We start from the raw sequence: 13,379 nt of genomic DNA on the forward strand, positions 1-13,379 counted from the left end.
GGGCGTCACTCCGCGCGGGCGAACTCGTCGAGATAGCCGTCAGCGGCACCGTGATCGCTGTAGTCGTGGACTCCGGCGGCGGTACGCAGCTGCTGGCGGCCACGGTTCACCGACCGCATAGTGGCGCCCAGCACCTCCTCGAACTGCGAGAGCTTGGTGTCGACGTACACGTCGCACTCCCCGCGCAGACGGTCCGACTCGGCGTGCGCCGCGTCGATGATCCGGTCCGACTCGCCCTTGGCGGCGGCCACGACCTCGGTCTCGGCGACGAGGCGCTCCTGCTCGGTGATGCCCTCGGCGACCGACCGCTGGTACGCAGCGTTGCCGTCGGTGACAAGGCGCTCGGCCTCGGCGCGGGCGCGGCCGGTGACGGCCTCGTACTCGCGCTGGGCGCCGCGGCGGATCCGCTCGTCCTCGGCGCGGGCCTCGGCTACCAGGCCGGTGGCGTGCTGGTGCGCCTCGGCGACCATACGGTCCGCTTGGGCCTTTGCGTCCGCGAGCAGGCGGTCGGCCTCGGCGCGGGAGCGGCTCAAGGTGGCGTCGGCCTCGGAGTTGGCCTGAGTCACCGTGGTGTCGTAGTGGGTGCGTGCCTCGCTGATCAGGCGGTCCTTCTGATCGAGCACGTCCTGCGCGTCATCGAGGTCGGCCGGGAAGGCGTCGCGGATGTCGTCGAGGAGCTCGAGCACATCACCGCGGGGCACGAGGCACCCGGCGGTCATGGGGACGCTGCGCGCCTCCTCCAGGATGGCGCCCAGCTCGTCCAGTGCTTCGAATACGCGGTACATACACCCATTGTGACGGGTGGGACCGATGTTTCGCCGTAACGCCACCGCCGCGTGTCGACTCCCGGAGGATTCAGCCGATCTTGAGTCCGCGATGCCCTATAGCGATCGCCGACGTGAGATCGGCCGATTTCACGACAGCTTGGCGCTCAGGGCGGTCTGCACGTTGGACGGGATCAGGGCGGAGACGTCGCCGCCCAGCTTCGCGACCTCCTTGACCAGCGAGCTCGAGACGTACGAGTACTGCGGCGCGGTGGTGAGGAAGGCGGTCTCGACATCGGTGAGGTGCATATTCATCCCGGCCATCGGCAGCTCGTAGTCGAAGTCCGTCGAGTTGCGCAGGCCCTTGAGGATGCACGCGACGCCTTCCTGGCGGGCGTAGTCCACGAGCAGGCCCGTCCACCGGTCGACGGTGACGCCGGGCAGGTCCGCGACATTCTCCTCGATCAGCGCGATCCGCTCGTCGATGGAGAACATGCCCTGCTTGTTGGGGTTCACGACGACGGTGATCACCAGCTCGTCGAAGATCCGTGCGGCCCGGCGGAAGATGTCCAGGTGGCCGTTGGTCATGGGGTCGAACGATCCGGGGCAGCACGCCTTGCTCATGCCGGATCATCCTGCCAGACGGCGATCTCCACGCGGGTCTCCCCGTAGTCGCGCGTCAAATCGAGCTCGAAGCCATCGGGCCACGTCGCCGCGGGCGTGCGCGCGGAGCGCTCCACCACGACGTGGGCGTCCGGCGCGAGCCATCCCGAGGTCAGTGCCGCCAGGTCCCTGTCGACGGTGTCGGCCGGCAGGTCGTAGGGCGGGTCCAGAAAGACGAGGTCGAAAGGCTCGGCCGGGAGGTCGAGAAACACCCGCACGTCCCGACGGTGCGCCGTCGCCCCCGGCAGCCCGACGGCGCGCGCGTTCTGGTTGATCACCGCGACCGCCTTGGCATCCGCGTCCACGAGCACCGCACGGGCAGCGCCGCGCGAGAGTGCCTCAAAGCCGAGCGCTCCCGATCCCGCGTACAGGTCGAGGACCGCCAGATCGTCGAAGTCGAGCCGCGATTGCAGCGCGCTGAACAGCGCCTCGCGGACACGATCCGACGTCGGCCGAGTGCCGCGGGGCGGCACCGCGAGTCTGCGCCCGCGTGCCGCCCCGGCGATGATCCTCGTCATCGCTCCACTGTAATCAGTTCGGCTACTCGGCTTTCGCCAGCCGCGCCTCCTCGATGTGCGCGAGACGGGTGGCATCCGTGTCCGGCCCAGGCACCTCGGTGCCGCGGATCGAGCAGCCCTTCGTCTCCTGCAGGAAGGGCAACGCAATGAGGCCGATCACGCAGGCAGCCATCATGTACCACGCCGGGAACAGGCTCTGACCAGTGGCTTCGATCATGGACTCGTTGACGTACGGGGCGGTGCCACCGAAAGCCGCCGTAGCCACGTTGTAGGAGATGGCGAACCCCGCGAACCGCACCGGAGTGGGGAACATGGCGGGGAACGTCGCCGTGATCGTGGCGAGCTGCGGGATGTACAGCACTCCCAGCACGACGAGTGCCACCATCGCCAGAACGGTTCCCTGCTCCATCAGCTGGAACAACGGCCAGGAGAGAACGAGCAGGCCGATCAGCGATATCCACCACATCGGTTTTCGCCCCGTGCGGTCGGACAGGGCACCGAAGAACGGAATCAGAGCCGCCATGATCACCTGGGCGACCAGCAGCACCTTGGAGCCGGTCTCGGGATCCATGCCGATGGCCCCGTGCAGGTAGGTGGGCATGTACGCGATCAGCGTGTAGTTCGAGACGTTGAGCGCGATGACGAGCCCGAAGAGGACGAGGATGGGACGCCACTGCTGGGTGAGCAACTGCTTGAGCCCACCGACCGCCGAATCCTGGTTCTGCTTCTTGTCCTTGAGCTCGACGAACACCGGGCTGTCGTGGATCTGGTTTCGGAGGTACCAGCCGATGAAGCCCATCGGCAGCGCCATCAGGAACGGGATGCGCCAGCCGAACTCCTGCATCTGCTCCTCGGAGAGGATGACCTGCAGGAGCAGGACGACCGCGGTGCCTCCCGCGAAGCCGCACATGGTTCCGAACTCGAGGAAGCTGCCGTACTTGCCCCGCTGGCGATCCGGCGAGTACTCGGCCATGAAGGTCGCGGCACCGCCGTACTCGCCGCCCGTCGAGAATCCCTGCACCATGCGCAGAACGATCAGTAGGACGGCGCCGAGCCATCCCGCGACGGCGTAGGTCGGAAGGAACGCGATCAACGTGGTCGACCCGGCCATCAGCAGGATCGTGGTGGCGAGCACGGCCTTTCTGCCGATCTTGTCGCCGAGCGGGCCCCAGACGAATCCGCCGAGCGGCCGCAGGACGAACGAGATCGCGAATCCGAGCAACGTACCGATCGTGCCGTTCTGGGGAAACAGGGCGTTCGCGATGTAGACGGCCGTCGACGCGTAGACGCCGTAGTCGAACCATTCGGTGAAGTTGCCCATCGCAGACGCGCCGATGGCTCTGTGCAGCGACTTCTTTCGCTGCGTCTCGCTCTTCTGGAGGCCCGCGGACGAGAGCGGAGAGTCTCCGGACGTTGTTGAGTTATCAGGCATGCAGATCAGCCCCTGGCGTTGGTCACCGTGCGGACCGGGCTTGCCTGTGGCTAGACACTGCTGGGCCCACCGGACGTGTGATTACCGCGCGTTCGACGTTAACAGAGTCAACGACCGGTTCTCGGGTGGACGGTTCACCTGGTGGACACTGTCCGGCATCCTCGCTGGTAACCCGATGTTCGCCGACCGGGAACCGGACTGCGGCATCGTTTCCGCAATGCCCCTCAGTGATTCGCACTTCTCGCGTCGTTCGCTCCTCAAAGCCGGCACCGCCGGCGCCCTTCTGATCCCTGCCGGCTCGCTGCTCTCAGCCTGCGGCACCTCGTCGGACGGCGCGGCGGCCTCGTCGTCGCCCGGCATGGTCCGTGGCCGTCCATCGCTCACCCACGGCATCGCGTCCGGCGACCCGCGCACCGACGGTGCGTTGGTCTGGGCACGGTCGGACGCCCCCGCACGGTTGATCGTCGAGACGGCATCGTCGGAGTCCTTCAGCAACCCGCGCCGCTTCGAGGGGCCGCAGCTGAACCCGTCGTCCGACGGCGCCGGCCGGTTCCGCGTCACGGGTCTCGAACCCGGCCAGAGGGTGCACTATCGCGTCACCCTCGAGGGCGAGAACGGCGCGACGTCCGAGCCGGTGACCGGCACGTTCCGGACGGCACCGTCGGCGAACGGGAACGTGAGCTTCGCCTGGTCGGGCGACGTGGTGGGCCAGGGCTGGGGCATCAACCGCGACGGCGGCATGGCGATCATGGGAGCCATCGCCGACGCGCGGCCCGACTTCTTCCTGCACTCGGGCGACGCGATCTACGCCGACAATCCCGTGCCGGAGACCCAGAAGCAGAATGACGGCAACACCTACCGCAACGTCACGGCCGAGGCCAAGAACCAGGTCGCTCAGACCCTCGACCAGTTCCGCGGCAACTACGCCTACAACCTCACCGACGAGCACTACCGGCGGTTCGCGGCGAACGTGCCCCAGCTGATCCAGTGGGATGACCACGAGGTGGTCAACAACTGGTTCCCGGGCGAGAGCCTGGCGGGACAGAACCGCAAGGGCTACACCGAGACCGACGTGAACAAGCTGGCGGACTTCGCGTACCAGGCGTGGCGCGAGTGGCAGCCGGTGCAGCCCACGGAGGCCGCCGACGGGCGCCTGTACCGCAAGATCTCCTACGGACCGCTCCTCGACGTCTTCGTGCTCGACATGCGCAGCTACAAGGACCCGAACCCCAAAGCGTGGGCCACGTCCAACGACGCCGGCATCCTCGGCGACAAGCAGACCCAGTGGCTCATCGACGGCCTCACCTCGTCGAAGGCGGTGTGGAAGGTGGTCGCGAACGACCTGCCGCTGAGCATCGTCGTCCCCGACGCCGCCACGAACCCGAAGGACGGCGGCCCGAAGTCGATGGAGGCCGTCGCGCAGGGCGACAACGGTGCGCCGCTGGGCCGCGAGATCGCCTTCTCGCGCATCCTGTCCCGCACCAAGGACGTGCAGAACGTCGTCTACCTCACCGCCGACGTGCACTACACCGCGGCGATCTCGTACCACCCGGACAAGGCGGCCTTCCAGGACTTCTCGCCGTTCTGGGAGTTCGTGTCCGGCCCGCTCAACGCCGGCGCGTTCCCGCAGAGCCCGCTCGACGGGACCTTCGGCGCGCAGTACGAGTTCGTGCACGCCCCCGACAAGGCGAACGTCTCCCCCGCCGAGGGCTTCCAGCACTTCGGGCACGTCACCATCGACGGCGGCACCCGGGCGCTGACGGTGCACTTGCGCGACGCCAAGGGCGCCTCGCTCTACGCCAAGGAGCTCGCTCCGGCGTAGTCCTGCGCGCCCGCGTAGCGGAAGCGCTGGGCGGGGTGATCGGCGGCGAGCCGGTCACCCTGCCCGAACAGCTTGTGTCGCAGCGTTCCCGGCACGTACTCGGTGGGGTACACGCCGCGTCGGCGCAGCTCCGGGACGATGAACTCGACGATGTCCTCGAAGGTGCCGGGCGTGATCGCGTAGGCCAGGTTGAAGCCGTCGACGTCGGTCTCGTCGACCCACTCCTGCAGCTCGTCGGCCACCCGCTCGGCGGAGCCGACGAGCACCGGACCCATCCCGCCGATGCGGCCCCACTTGCCGATGTCCTCGACGGTCCAGTCCTTGCCCGACGGGTCGGCCTGCTGGAAGTTGGAGACGGCGGAGATGATGGCGTTGGACTTGACGTCGCCCACCGGGTCGCTCGGGTCGTAGGCGCCCAGGTCCACGCCCATCCAGCCGGACATGAAGACCAGAGAGCCCTCGATGCTGGCGTAGCGGTGGTACTCCTCGAGTTTCGCCTGCGCCTTCGCCTCGGTCTCGTCCGTGACGATGGTGAGCAGCGTGTAGACCTTGGCCGAGTACGGGTCACGGCCGTTCGCGACGAGACCCTCGCGGATCGTGCGCACGACCTTCTTCAGGATCGCCTTGGTGGGCGCGGCCACGAAGATCGCCTCGGCGTTGCCCGTCGCGAACGCCAGCCCCCGCGGCGACGCCCCGGCCTGATAGATCACCGGCGAGCGCTGCGGCGAGGGCTCGCCGACATGGATCCCCGGCACGTCGAAGTACTTGCCGTGGTGATTGATCGGGTGCACCTTCGACGGATCGGTGAAGACGCCGCTCTCGCGGTCGCGGATCACCGCATCGTCCTCCCAGGAGCCCTCCCACAGCTTGTAGAGCACCTCGAGGTACTCGTCGGCGTGGTCGTAGCGCTCGTCGTGCTGCAGCTGGTCGAGCTGCCCCATGTTCTTCGCCGCCGACGGCAGGTACCCCGTCACCACGTTCCAGCCGATCCGGCCGTTCGTGAGGTGGTCGAGGGTGGTGAGCCTGCGGGCGAAGGGGAAGGGGTGCTCGAAGCCGGTGCCGGCGGTGATGCCGATGCCGAGGTGCTCCGTCGCGCCCGCGATGGCGGAGGCCAGCAGGATCGGGTCGGAGACGGGGACCTGCGCCGCGTGCTTGATCGCGGCGTCGCCGTTGCCGTTGTAGGAGTCGTAGATACCCAGGACGTCGGCGATGAAGATGCCGTCGAAGGTGCCGCGCTCCAACAGCTTCGCCAGGTCCGTCCAGTAGCCGAGCTCCTTGTAGCGGTGCGACTGGTCCTTCGGGTGCCGCCACAGGCCCGGGGACTGGTGGGCGACACAGTTCATGTCGAAGGCGTTGAAACGGATCTGACGGCTCATGGAGGCCGACGCTAGGCGGCGCGCCCGCGCCCGCCCAGGCTTGCGCTCAGCGTGACGCGAGGGCCGGCCCGCCGGCCCGCACGACGGTAAGGCGCACTGTCAGGCCAGGTTGAGCTGCCAGGACACGCCGAACCGGTCCCCCACCCAGGCGAAGGCGGCGGAGAAGCCGTACTCGCCCACCGGCATGTAGGTCTTCCCTCCCGCTCCGAGCGCCTCGGTGAGACGCTCCAGTTCCTCACGGTCGTCGCAGTCCACGAACAGCGACGTCGACGGGGTGAAGTCGAAGGCGTGGTCGACGGAGCTGTCGCTGATGAGCACGTGCTCGCCCTTGATCACCACCTCGGCGAGCTGGATGCCGTGCTTCGGATCCGCGTGCGGCACCGAGCTGAGGACCGCCCCGTCGAAGGTCGCGACGTACAGGTCGATCGCCTCCTCGGCGACCGCGCCCTGGAACATGAGGAACGGACGAATCATGGTCATGCGCCGAGCCTACGTCCGGCGCGCGTCGTAAGGTGCGGGCATGACGTCGGTGGTCGTGGTGGGCAGCGTGAACCTGGACGCGATCACGGTGTGCGAAAGGTTCCCGCATCCGGGCGAGACGGTGACCGGTGTGTCCGTCGCCTTCGGACAGGGCGGGAAGGGCGCGAATCAGGCCCGATCGGCGGCGCGTTCGGGTGCCGCGACCGTCTTCATCGGCGCGGTCGGCGACGACGACGCCGCAGGCACGGTCCTGGACTCGCTCTCGGGTGCGGAGGTCGACGTCTCCCGCGTCGCGCGCACGCCCGGAAGCACCGGCTTCGCGAACGTCACCGTCGACGGTTCCGGCGAGAACCACATCGTGGTCGTGCCCGGCGCGAACGCCGCGGTCCGCGTGGACGACGCGGCGCGCGCGGCGATCGCCGACGCGGACGTGCTCCTCCTACAGCTCGAGATCCCACTTCCCGCAGTCATCGACGCCGCACGCGCCGCACGCGAGGCCGGTACCGTCGTACTGCTCAATCCCTCACCAGTGCAGCCGCTCCCCGACGACCTCGTCGAACTCCTCGACGGCGTGATCGTCAACCGGGACGAGGAGAAGGCGCTCGCCGAGGTCGCTGGGCGCGTGCCGCACGTCGTCACCACCCTCGGGGGCGACGGCGCCCGGGCGACCGGACCCGACGGCACCGTCGACACCCCCGGCTTCGCGGTCGAGGTCGTGGACACCACCGGCGCCGGCGACGCCTTCGCCGGCGCCCTCGCGGCGCACTGGCTCCTCCCGCCCGCCGAGCGCCTCCGCCGCGCCAACGCGGCCGGCGCCCTTACTGCCACCGCTGCCGGCGCGGCGGCCGCCCCGACAGCTGCCGAAGTCGACGCCTTCCTCGTCGCCCAGGAGACCGCCCGATGACGATCACCGTCCACGACGTGCCCGGCGAGGCCCATACGCCCTGAACCACCGGACCGGACGGGGCCCTCTGGTTCGTCGAGATCGGGGCGGGGCCGATCGGTCGGATCACGCCCGACTGCGCCGTCTCCCACTACCCGCTCCCCAACACTGCCGCCCGCCCGCACAGCGTCTGCGCCGGCCCCACCGCAGCTTCGATGTGACCCATCTCACATTGACCCGCCTCGCTGGGGATACCCCGGGGTTCCGCTGACCGATTCCGAAGCGCGGGTGACTTCCGCAATGCCGGTTGTTAGCGTCGAAAGCGATGAGCCCGTCTCACAAGAGCGATCCCACTGCCCCCGCGAAAACGGGGGTCACCACCCGTCGCCCGTCCATCGAGGACGGAATCCGGTTGTGGGAGATCGCCCGGGACACCGAGGTTCTCGATCTCAATTCGACGTACGCGTACACCTTGTTGTGCCGTGACTTCGCCGAGTCGTCGATCGTCGCCGAACGCGACGGCGCCGTCGCCGGTTTCGTCACGGGGTACCGCCGTCTCGACCGCCCGGACACATTGTTCGTGTGGCAGGTGGCGGTGGACGCCGCCCATCGGGGCCACGGCATCGCCTCGCGTATGCTCATCGATCTGTTGGACCATCTTGCGGTGAGGGGCGTTTCACGCCTGGAGACCACGATCACCGCGTCCAACACGGCGTCCCAGGTGCTCTTCGGCTCCGTGGCGAAGAAGCGCCGTTCCACCCTCACGGTGCGCGATCTGTTCGCCTCGCACCACATCTCCCCCACTGAATCCGACCCCCACGAGCCCGAGCAGCTGTACGTCATCGACCCCGCCTGACCGGCGGGGCCGCTACCGGGCCCACTAGGAGGATCACCATGTCCACCCTGACCGATGATCACACCAGCACCGCCGATTTCGAGCAGCCCTCGATCTTCAGCACCCGCGAGTCTCAGGTGCGCAGCTACTCGCGCGGCTGGCCCGCCGTCTTCGATCGGGCCGAGGGATCCTGGCTCATTGACCGCGATGGCCGCCGCTACCTGGACTTCTTCGCGGGCGCCGGCGCCCTCAACTACGGGCACAACCACCCCAAGCTGAAGCAGGCCCTGGTGGAGTACATCTCCGAGGGCCACATCACGCACTCGCTCGACATGTCGACCGTGGCGAAGGGCGAGTTCCTGCAGACCTTCGAGGACAAGATCCTGAAGCCCCGCGGCCTGGACTACAAGGTCCAGTTCCCCGGCCCCACCGGCACCAACACCGTGGAGGCGGCGCTGAAGCTCGCCCGCAAGGTCAAGGGCCGCGAGTCGATCATCAACTTCACCAACGCCTTCCACGGCATGACGTTGGGCGCGTTGTCGGTGACCGGCAACTCGATGAAGCGTGGCGGCGCCGGCATCCCGCTGGTGCATGCGACTCCCATGCCCTTCGACAACTACTTCGACGGCGTCGCACCGGATTTCCAGTGGTTCGAGGCCGTGCTCGACGACTCCGGCTCGGGGCTGAACAAGCCGGCCGGAGTCATCGTCGAGACCGTTCAGGGCGAGGGCGGCGTCAACGTCGCGCGCCCCGAATGGCTGCGCGCGCTGGCCGACCTGTGCGAGCGGCACGACATGCTGCTCATCGTCGACGACGTCCAGATGGGTTGCGGCCGTACAGGTCCGTTCTTCTCCTTCGAGGCGGCCGGGATCACCCCGGACATCGTGACGCTCTCCAAGTCGATCGGCGGCTACGGCCTGCCGATGGCCCTCACGCTGATGAAGCCCGAGCTGGACATCTGGGGCCCCGGAGAGCACAACGGCACCTTCCGCGGCAACAACCCCGCCTTCGTCACCGCCAAGCACGCGATCGACGAGTTCTGGTCAGACGACGTCCTCGAGAAGGAGACGCTCCGGAAGGGCGCCCATATCGAGAAGCGCTTCGACGAGCTGTGCGCCGAGTTCCCGGAGCAGCTCAGCCACCGCGGTCGCGGCATGGTGCAGGGCCTGGTCTTCAACGACGCCGACAAGGCGGGCGCCGTCTGCGCCGCCGCCTACCAGCAGGGCCTCCTCGCGGAGACCTCCGGCCCGTCGGACGAGGTGGTCAAGCTCCTGCCCGCGCTCACCATCACCGACTCCGAGCTCGACCTCGGCCTCGACATCCTCGCCACTGCGACTCGAAAGGCACTGTCCGCATGATCGTGCGCACCATCGACGAGATCACCGGCACCGAACGCGACGTCGCCGCCGGGAACTGGCGCAGCAAGCGCATCGTGCTCGGCGGCGACCGGGTCGGCTTCTCGTTCCACGAGACCGTCATCGAGCCCGGCACCGTCAACGAGTTCCACTACGCCAACCACGTGGAGGCCGTATGGCTGGTGGAGGGCGAGGGCACGCTCCTCGACCGGGAGACCGGCGTCGAGTACCAGCTCGCCCCCGGCACGATGTACCTGCTGGACGGCAATGAGCGGCACACCGTGACCACGAAGACCCGCATGCGCATGCTGTGCGTCTTCAACCCGCCCGTCGTCGGCACCGAGGTGCACGACGAGAACGGCGTCTACCCCCTGGTCGCCGTCGACTGACACCCCTCAGCAATTGAACGACGTTATGGAGAGTAAAACCCCAGGTCGGGTTCTCCATAACGTCGTTCAATTGCGTCATAGGGTGAGGGCGAGGGCGCACACGGCGAGGACCACGAGGCCGGCGAGGGCGTCGATGCGGCCGGGGCCGGCGGCGCGCACGACGAGGCGGCCGGTGCCGCCGCGGGCGGCGATCGCCTCTCCCATCTCCGTTGCGCGGCGCAGGGAGACGACCATCGCCGCGACGCAGAGGTCGACCAGATCAGCACGGCGGGAGCGCTTCACCGCGGGCGGCGGCTGGAGGCGGCGCGCCGCCGACAGCGTCCGGAACTCGTCGATCATCAGCGGGAACGTGCGCAGCGCCAGCGCGAGGGTCACGGCCCACTCGTCTACCGGAAACCGCAACCGGCGCAACGGCCCGCACAGCCGCGCGACCGCGGGCGCCACGTCGGCGGGGTCCGTGGTCCACGCGATGAGCGCGCCGGCCCCGAGAAGCACCAGCCCCAGCAGGATCACGCGCAGCAGGTTGAGCAGGCCGCCGAGGCCGACGGTGACGCCGGCGACGTCCACGTGGGGCACACCGCCGCTCGCGGCCATCAGGCACCCGCCGATGAGCACCACCACGAGCACCCACCGCGGCACGGTCGGCACCACTGACAGTGGGATCCGCGCCGCCGCAGCAGCGACTACCAGCAACGCGGCGAGCAGCCCGACCACCGGCCAGCTCGGGGCGACCGTGAGGACGACCGAGACCGCCGCCACCGCGAGCAGCTTCGTGCCGGCCCAGAGATCATGCAGGTAGGAGCGCTGCGGCAGCGTCCGCAGCACCAACGACGTCGACCGACTCATGCCACCTCCTCCGCGTCGATCGCGCCGCGGGTGAGGTGGACCGTCCGATCGCACAGCCGGTCGAGGTGGTCGACGTCGTGCGAGATGATCACCATCGCCTGGCCGCCGTCGCGGATACCGATCAGCAGCTCGACGAGCTCGCGCTGCGAGAGCAGGTCCAGGCCGGCCAGCGGCTCGTCGAGGATGAGCAACCGCGGCGCGCGGCCGAGCAGCCCCGCGAGCGCCACCCGGCGGAGCTGGCCGCCGCTGAGTCGGTCGACGAGGAGTTCCGCCGTCGCTGCGGGGAGGCCGACGGAGGCGAGGGCCCGGGTGATCGCAGGTGCATCGTCGCCTCGGAAGCCGGCCAAAGCCGCGAGCGCGTCGCCGGCGGTCCCGCGCACCAGCTGCAGGCGGGCCGCCTGCAGCGCGAGCGCCACCGCTCCGACGTGCTCGGCGACGGGAGCACCGTCGAGCTCACAGGTACCGGCGGTGGGCTCGAGAAGCCCGGCCATCACCCAGGCGAGCGTCGACTTGCCCGACCCGTTGCCGCCGCAGAGCAGTATCGACTCCCCCGCACGCACGACGAAGTCGACGCCGCGCAGCGCCGTGCGCCGCCAGGGCGTCCCGGCGTCGTACTCGTAGTGCACCCCGCGCAGCAGGAGCAGCGGTGCGCCGAGGGCGGGGCGGACACGCCCTGCCGAGGCGGACGCGGGAGGGTCGGCGCGCTGCGCGCTCCCCAGGTCGACGGTGCGGTCCGCCCCGGCCGCCTCCTCCGGGTAGTGGGTGATGTTCACCAGGCTCAGGGCGTGCTGCCGGGTCAGGCCGCCCAGCAGCGCCATCAGATCCTCGCGGCCGTCCCGGTCCACCATGGTGGTGACCTCGTCGGCGATAACGAGTGCGGGCCGCCGGGCGAGGGCCGCCGCGACGGCGAGACGCTGCGCCTCCCCGCCCGAGAGGCCAGAGGTATCACGATCCCCCATGCCGCCGAGCCCGACTTCCGCGAGCAGGCCGTCGACGTCGACCTCGACCCCGTCCGGCAGGCCCCAGACGACGTCGTCCGCGACGCGAATCCCGAGCACCTGACTGTCGGCGTGCTGCAGCACGAGTGCGGTGCCACCGACCCGGCCGAGCCCCACGGTGCCGGGGCGGTCGACGGTCCCGCCGGTGGGAAGGAGTCCCGCCAGCACGCGCATGAGCGTCGACTTGCCGGTGCCGTTGGCGCCGGTCACCGCGACGTGATCGCCCGGTTCAACGGCGAAGGAGACGCCGGAGAGCGTCTCGTGCCGTGCCTCCGGGTAGCGGAAGGCGACATCCTGCAGCGCGAGCGGTAGCGGGCGGGGCGCACCGTCGTCGGGCTCGCGGGGGAAGAGGTCGCGCGGCGCGACGCTGGTGGCCCGGACCCGGCGGAGCACTGGAGTGAGGATGCGCCAGGCGAAGGAGCAACCGAGGACCACGATGAGCCAGACCGATACCCACACGAATACCTGCCAGTGCTGCAGCCCGAAGTCTGCGAGCCGCTGCAGCGCCGATCCGGGCCCCGCTCCGCCCGGGAGCGGCAGCAGGAGAGCGCCTAGGCCGCGTACGTTCGCCGCGAATGCGCCGAGCACCACGCTGCGCATCTCCGCAAACACCGCGAGGAAGGCGAATACCGCGGTCGCCACCACGACTCCCCACAGGGAGGCGACGCCGAGCATGACCCCGCGCCCGCGGCCCCTTCGGCGGACCTGACCGCAGATGACTCCCATGTACACGCAGGTCCACGCGGACACCAGGCCGCCGAATCCGGCGAGCAGGAAGGCGACGGCCCCGGAGGCCATCGTCGTGGCGACCGCGACCCGTGTGCGGTGGTGGAAGGCCAGCACGCCCATGGGAACGGCGCCGGCCCAGGCGAAGACGACGGCACCCGGGACGACCATCGACAGCACGGCGATCGCGGACATGAGGGCGGCCGTGACCGCGGCGTGCGCGAGCTCGACGGGCCGCAGCGGACCCGACTCGGTTTCCGACATCGAATCACCCTATCCGCGACCGCACATA

General features: G+C 69.3%; 13 protein-coding genes and 1 pseudogene. 6 read left to right on the top strand and 8 right to left on the bottom strand.

Annotated elements, in window-relative coordinates:
• Positions 1–5 precede the first annotated feature (5 nt).
• The 4 genes from HNP44_RS10120 to HNP44_RS10135 all read right to left on the bottom strand — a co-directional run bounded on the left by HNP44_RS10120 (position 6) and on the right by HNP44_RS10135 (position 3,377).
• The gene (locus HNP44_RS10120) at positions 6–785 is read right to left on the bottom strand and encodes a DivIVA domain-containing protein (RefSeq protein ID WP_259139798.1); all 780 of its coding nucleotides are present in this window, start codon (positions 783–785) and stop codon (positions 6–8) included.
• A 129-nt stretch (positions 786–914) separates the two neighbouring features.
• Positions 915–1,388, bottom strand: a complete 474-nt coding sequence (coaD, locus tag HNP44_RS10125; protein WP_259139797.1) for a pantetheine-phosphate adenylyltransferase — start codon at positions 1,386–1,388, stop codon at positions 915–917.
• The gene (rsmD, locus tag HNP44_RS10130; protein WP_259139796.1) at positions 1,385–1,945 is read right to left on the bottom strand and encodes a 16S rRNA (guanine(966)-N(2))-methyltransferase RsmD; all 561 of its coding nucleotides are present in this window, start codon (positions 1,943–1,945) and stop codon (positions 1,385–1,387) included. The genes coaD and rsmD overlap by 4 nt, the downstream gene beginning before the upstream one ends.
• A gap of 22 nt (positions 1,946–1,967) precedes the next feature.
• Entirely contained in the window at positions 1,968–3,377 is a 1,410-nt protein-coding gene (locus tag HNP44_RS10135) for an MFS transporter (RefSeq protein WP_374758762.1), read from the bottom strand.
• Positions 3,378–3,594: 217 nt separating this feature from the next.
• Here HNP44_RS10135 and HNP44_RS10140 point away from each other — a divergent pair, with 217 nt between their 5' ends.
• Complete coding sequence (locus tag HNP44_RS10140; RefSeq protein ID WP_259139795.1) at positions 3,595–5,199, top strand: alkaline phosphatase D family protein; 1,605 nt, start codon at positions 3,595–3,597, stop codon at positions 5,197–5,199.
• On the opposite strand, the gene HNP44_RS10145 is transcribed toward HNP44_RS10140, so the two are convergent.
• Together HNP44_RS10145 and HNP44_RS10150 are read right to left on the bottom strand one after the other, a co-directional pair.
• The gene (locus HNP44_RS10145; RefSeq protein ID WP_259139793.1) at positions 5,172–6,575 is read right to left on the bottom strand and encodes an LLM class flavin-dependent oxidoreductase; all 1,404 of its coding nucleotides are present in this window, start codon (positions 6,573–6,575) and stop codon (positions 5,172–5,174) included. The two genes, HNP44_RS10140 and HNP44_RS10145, sit on opposite strands and share 28 nt — an antisense overlap.
• A 99-nt stretch (positions 6,576–6,674) precedes the next feature.
• Positions 6,675–7,055 carry a VOC family protein gene (locus HNP44_RS10150; protein WP_259139792.1) on the bottom strand — a complete coding sequence of 127 codons (381 nt, stop codon included), beginning with the start codon at positions 7,053–7,055 and terminating at the stop codon, positions 6,675–6,677.
• A gap of 40 nt (positions 7,056–7,095) precedes the next feature.
• Here HNP44_RS10150 and HNP44_RS10155 point away from each other — a divergent pair, with 40 nt between their 5' ends.
• The 5 genes and pseudogenes from HNP44_RS10155 (at position 7,096) to HNP44_RS10170 (ending at position 10,517) form a co-directional block, all read left to right on the top strand.
• On the top strand, positions 7,096–7,959 hold the full coding sequence (locus HNP44_RS10155) for a ribokinase (protein ID WP_259139790.1): 864 nt from the start codon (positions 7,096–7,098) through the stop codon (positions 7,957–7,959).
• Positions 7,960–8,015: 56 nt separating this feature from the next.
• A pseudogene (locus HNP44_RS20940) lies at positions 8,016–8,159 on the top strand (virginiamycin B lyase family protein); the annotation flags it as partial.
• Between the two features lie 104 nt (positions 8,160–8,263).
• Complete coding sequence (gene ectA / locus HNP44_RS10160) at positions 8,264–8,794, top strand: diaminobutyrate acetyltransferase (protein WP_259139789.1); 531 nt, start codon at positions 8,264–8,266, stop codon at positions 8,792–8,794.
• Between the two features lie 38 nt (positions 8,795–8,832).
• Positions 8,833–10,131 (top strand): diaminobutyrate--2-oxoglutarate transaminase, encoded by a 1,299-nt coding sequence (ectB, locus tag HNP44_RS10165; RefSeq protein ID WP_259139788.1) that lies wholly within the window; start codon positions 8,833–8,835, stop codon positions 10,129–10,131.
• On the top strand, positions 10,128–10,517 hold the full coding sequence (locus tag HNP44_RS10170; RefSeq protein WP_259139787.1) for an ectoine synthase: 390 nt from the start codon (positions 10,128–10,130) through the stop codon (positions 10,515–10,517). Before ectB ends, HNP44_RS10170 begins: the two co-directional genes overlap by 4 nt.
• A 75-nt stretch (positions 10,518–10,592) precedes the next feature.
• Here the strand turns inward: HNP44_RS10170 and HNP44_RS10175 are convergent, their stop codons facing one another.
• Positions 10,593–11,363 carry an energy-coupling factor transporter transmembrane component T family protein gene (locus HNP44_RS10175; RefSeq protein ID WP_259139786.1) on the bottom strand — a complete coding sequence of 257 codons (771 nt, stop codon included), beginning with the start codon at positions 11,361–11,363 and terminating at the stop codon, positions 10,593–10,595.
• Complete coding sequence (locus tag HNP44_RS10180) at positions 11,360–13,351, bottom strand: ATP-binding cassette domain-containing protein (RefSeq protein ID WP_259139785.1); 1,992 nt, start codon at positions 13,349–13,351, stop codon at positions 11,360–11,362. The genes HNP44_RS10175 and HNP44_RS10180 overlap by 4 nt, the downstream gene beginning before the upstream one ends.
• Positions 13,352–13,379: the final 28 nt, after the last annotated feature.

This window comes from Tsukamurella ocularis (genome assembly GCF_024807615.1).
In the GTDB taxonomy this organism is placed as follows: Bacteria; Actinomycetota; Actinomycetes; order Mycobacteriales; family Mycobacteriaceae; genus Tsukamurella; species Tsukamurella ocularis.

Bases quoted from the DNA above. Each gene is read 5' to 3' on its own strand.
- HNP44_RS10175 (WP_259139786.1), bottom strand. From the start codon at position 11,363: ATGAGTCGGTCGACGTCGTTGGTGCTGCGGACGCTGCCGCAGCGCTCC.
- HNP44_RS10155 (WP_259139790.1), top strand. From the start codon at position 7,096: ATGACGTCGGTGGTCGTGGTGGGCAGCGTGAACCTGGACGCGATCACG.
- coaD (WP_259139797.1), bottom strand. From the start codon at position 1,388: ATGAGCAAGGCGTGCTGCCCCGGATCGTTCGACCCCATGACCAACGGC.
- rsmD (WP_259139796.1), bottom strand. From the start codon at position 1,945: ATGACGAGGATCATCGCCGGGGCGGCACGCGGGCGCAGACTCGCGGTG.
- HNP44_RS10145 (WP_259139793.1), bottom strand. From the start codon at position 6,575: ATGAGCCGTCAGATCCGTTTCAACGCCTTCGACATGAACTGTGTCGCC.
- HNP44_RS10135 (WP_374758762.1), bottom strand. From the start codon at position 3,377: ATGCCTGATAACTCAACAACGTCCGGAGACTCTCCGCTCTCGTCCGCG.
- HNP44_RS10140 (WP_259139795.1), top strand. From the start codon at position 3,595: ATGCCCCTCAGTGATTCGCACTTCTCGCGTCGTTCGCTCCTCAAAGCC.
- HNP44_RS10150 (WP_259139792.1), bottom strand. From the start codon at position 7,055: ATGACCATGATTCGTCCGTTCCTCATGTTCCAGGGCGCGGTCGCCGAG.
- HNP44_RS10180 (WP_259139785.1), bottom strand. From the start codon at position 13,351: ATGTCGGAAACCGAGTCGGGTCCGCTGCGGCCCGTCGAGCTCGCGCAC.
- ectB (WP_259139788.1), top strand. From the start codon at position 8,833: ATGTCCACCCTGACCGATGATCACACCAGCACCGCCGATTTCGAGCAG.
- ectA (WP_259139789.1), top strand. From the start codon at position 8,264: ATGAGCCCGTCTCACAAGAGCGATCCCACTGCCCCCGCGAAAACGGGG.
- HNP44_RS10120 (WP_259139798.1), bottom strand. From the start codon at position 785: ATGTACCGCGTATTCGAAGCACTGGACGAGCTGGGCGCCATCCTGGAG.
- HNP44_RS10170 (WP_259139787.1), top strand. From the start codon at position 10,128: ATGATCGTGCGCACCATCGACGAGATCACCGGCACCGAACGCGACGTC.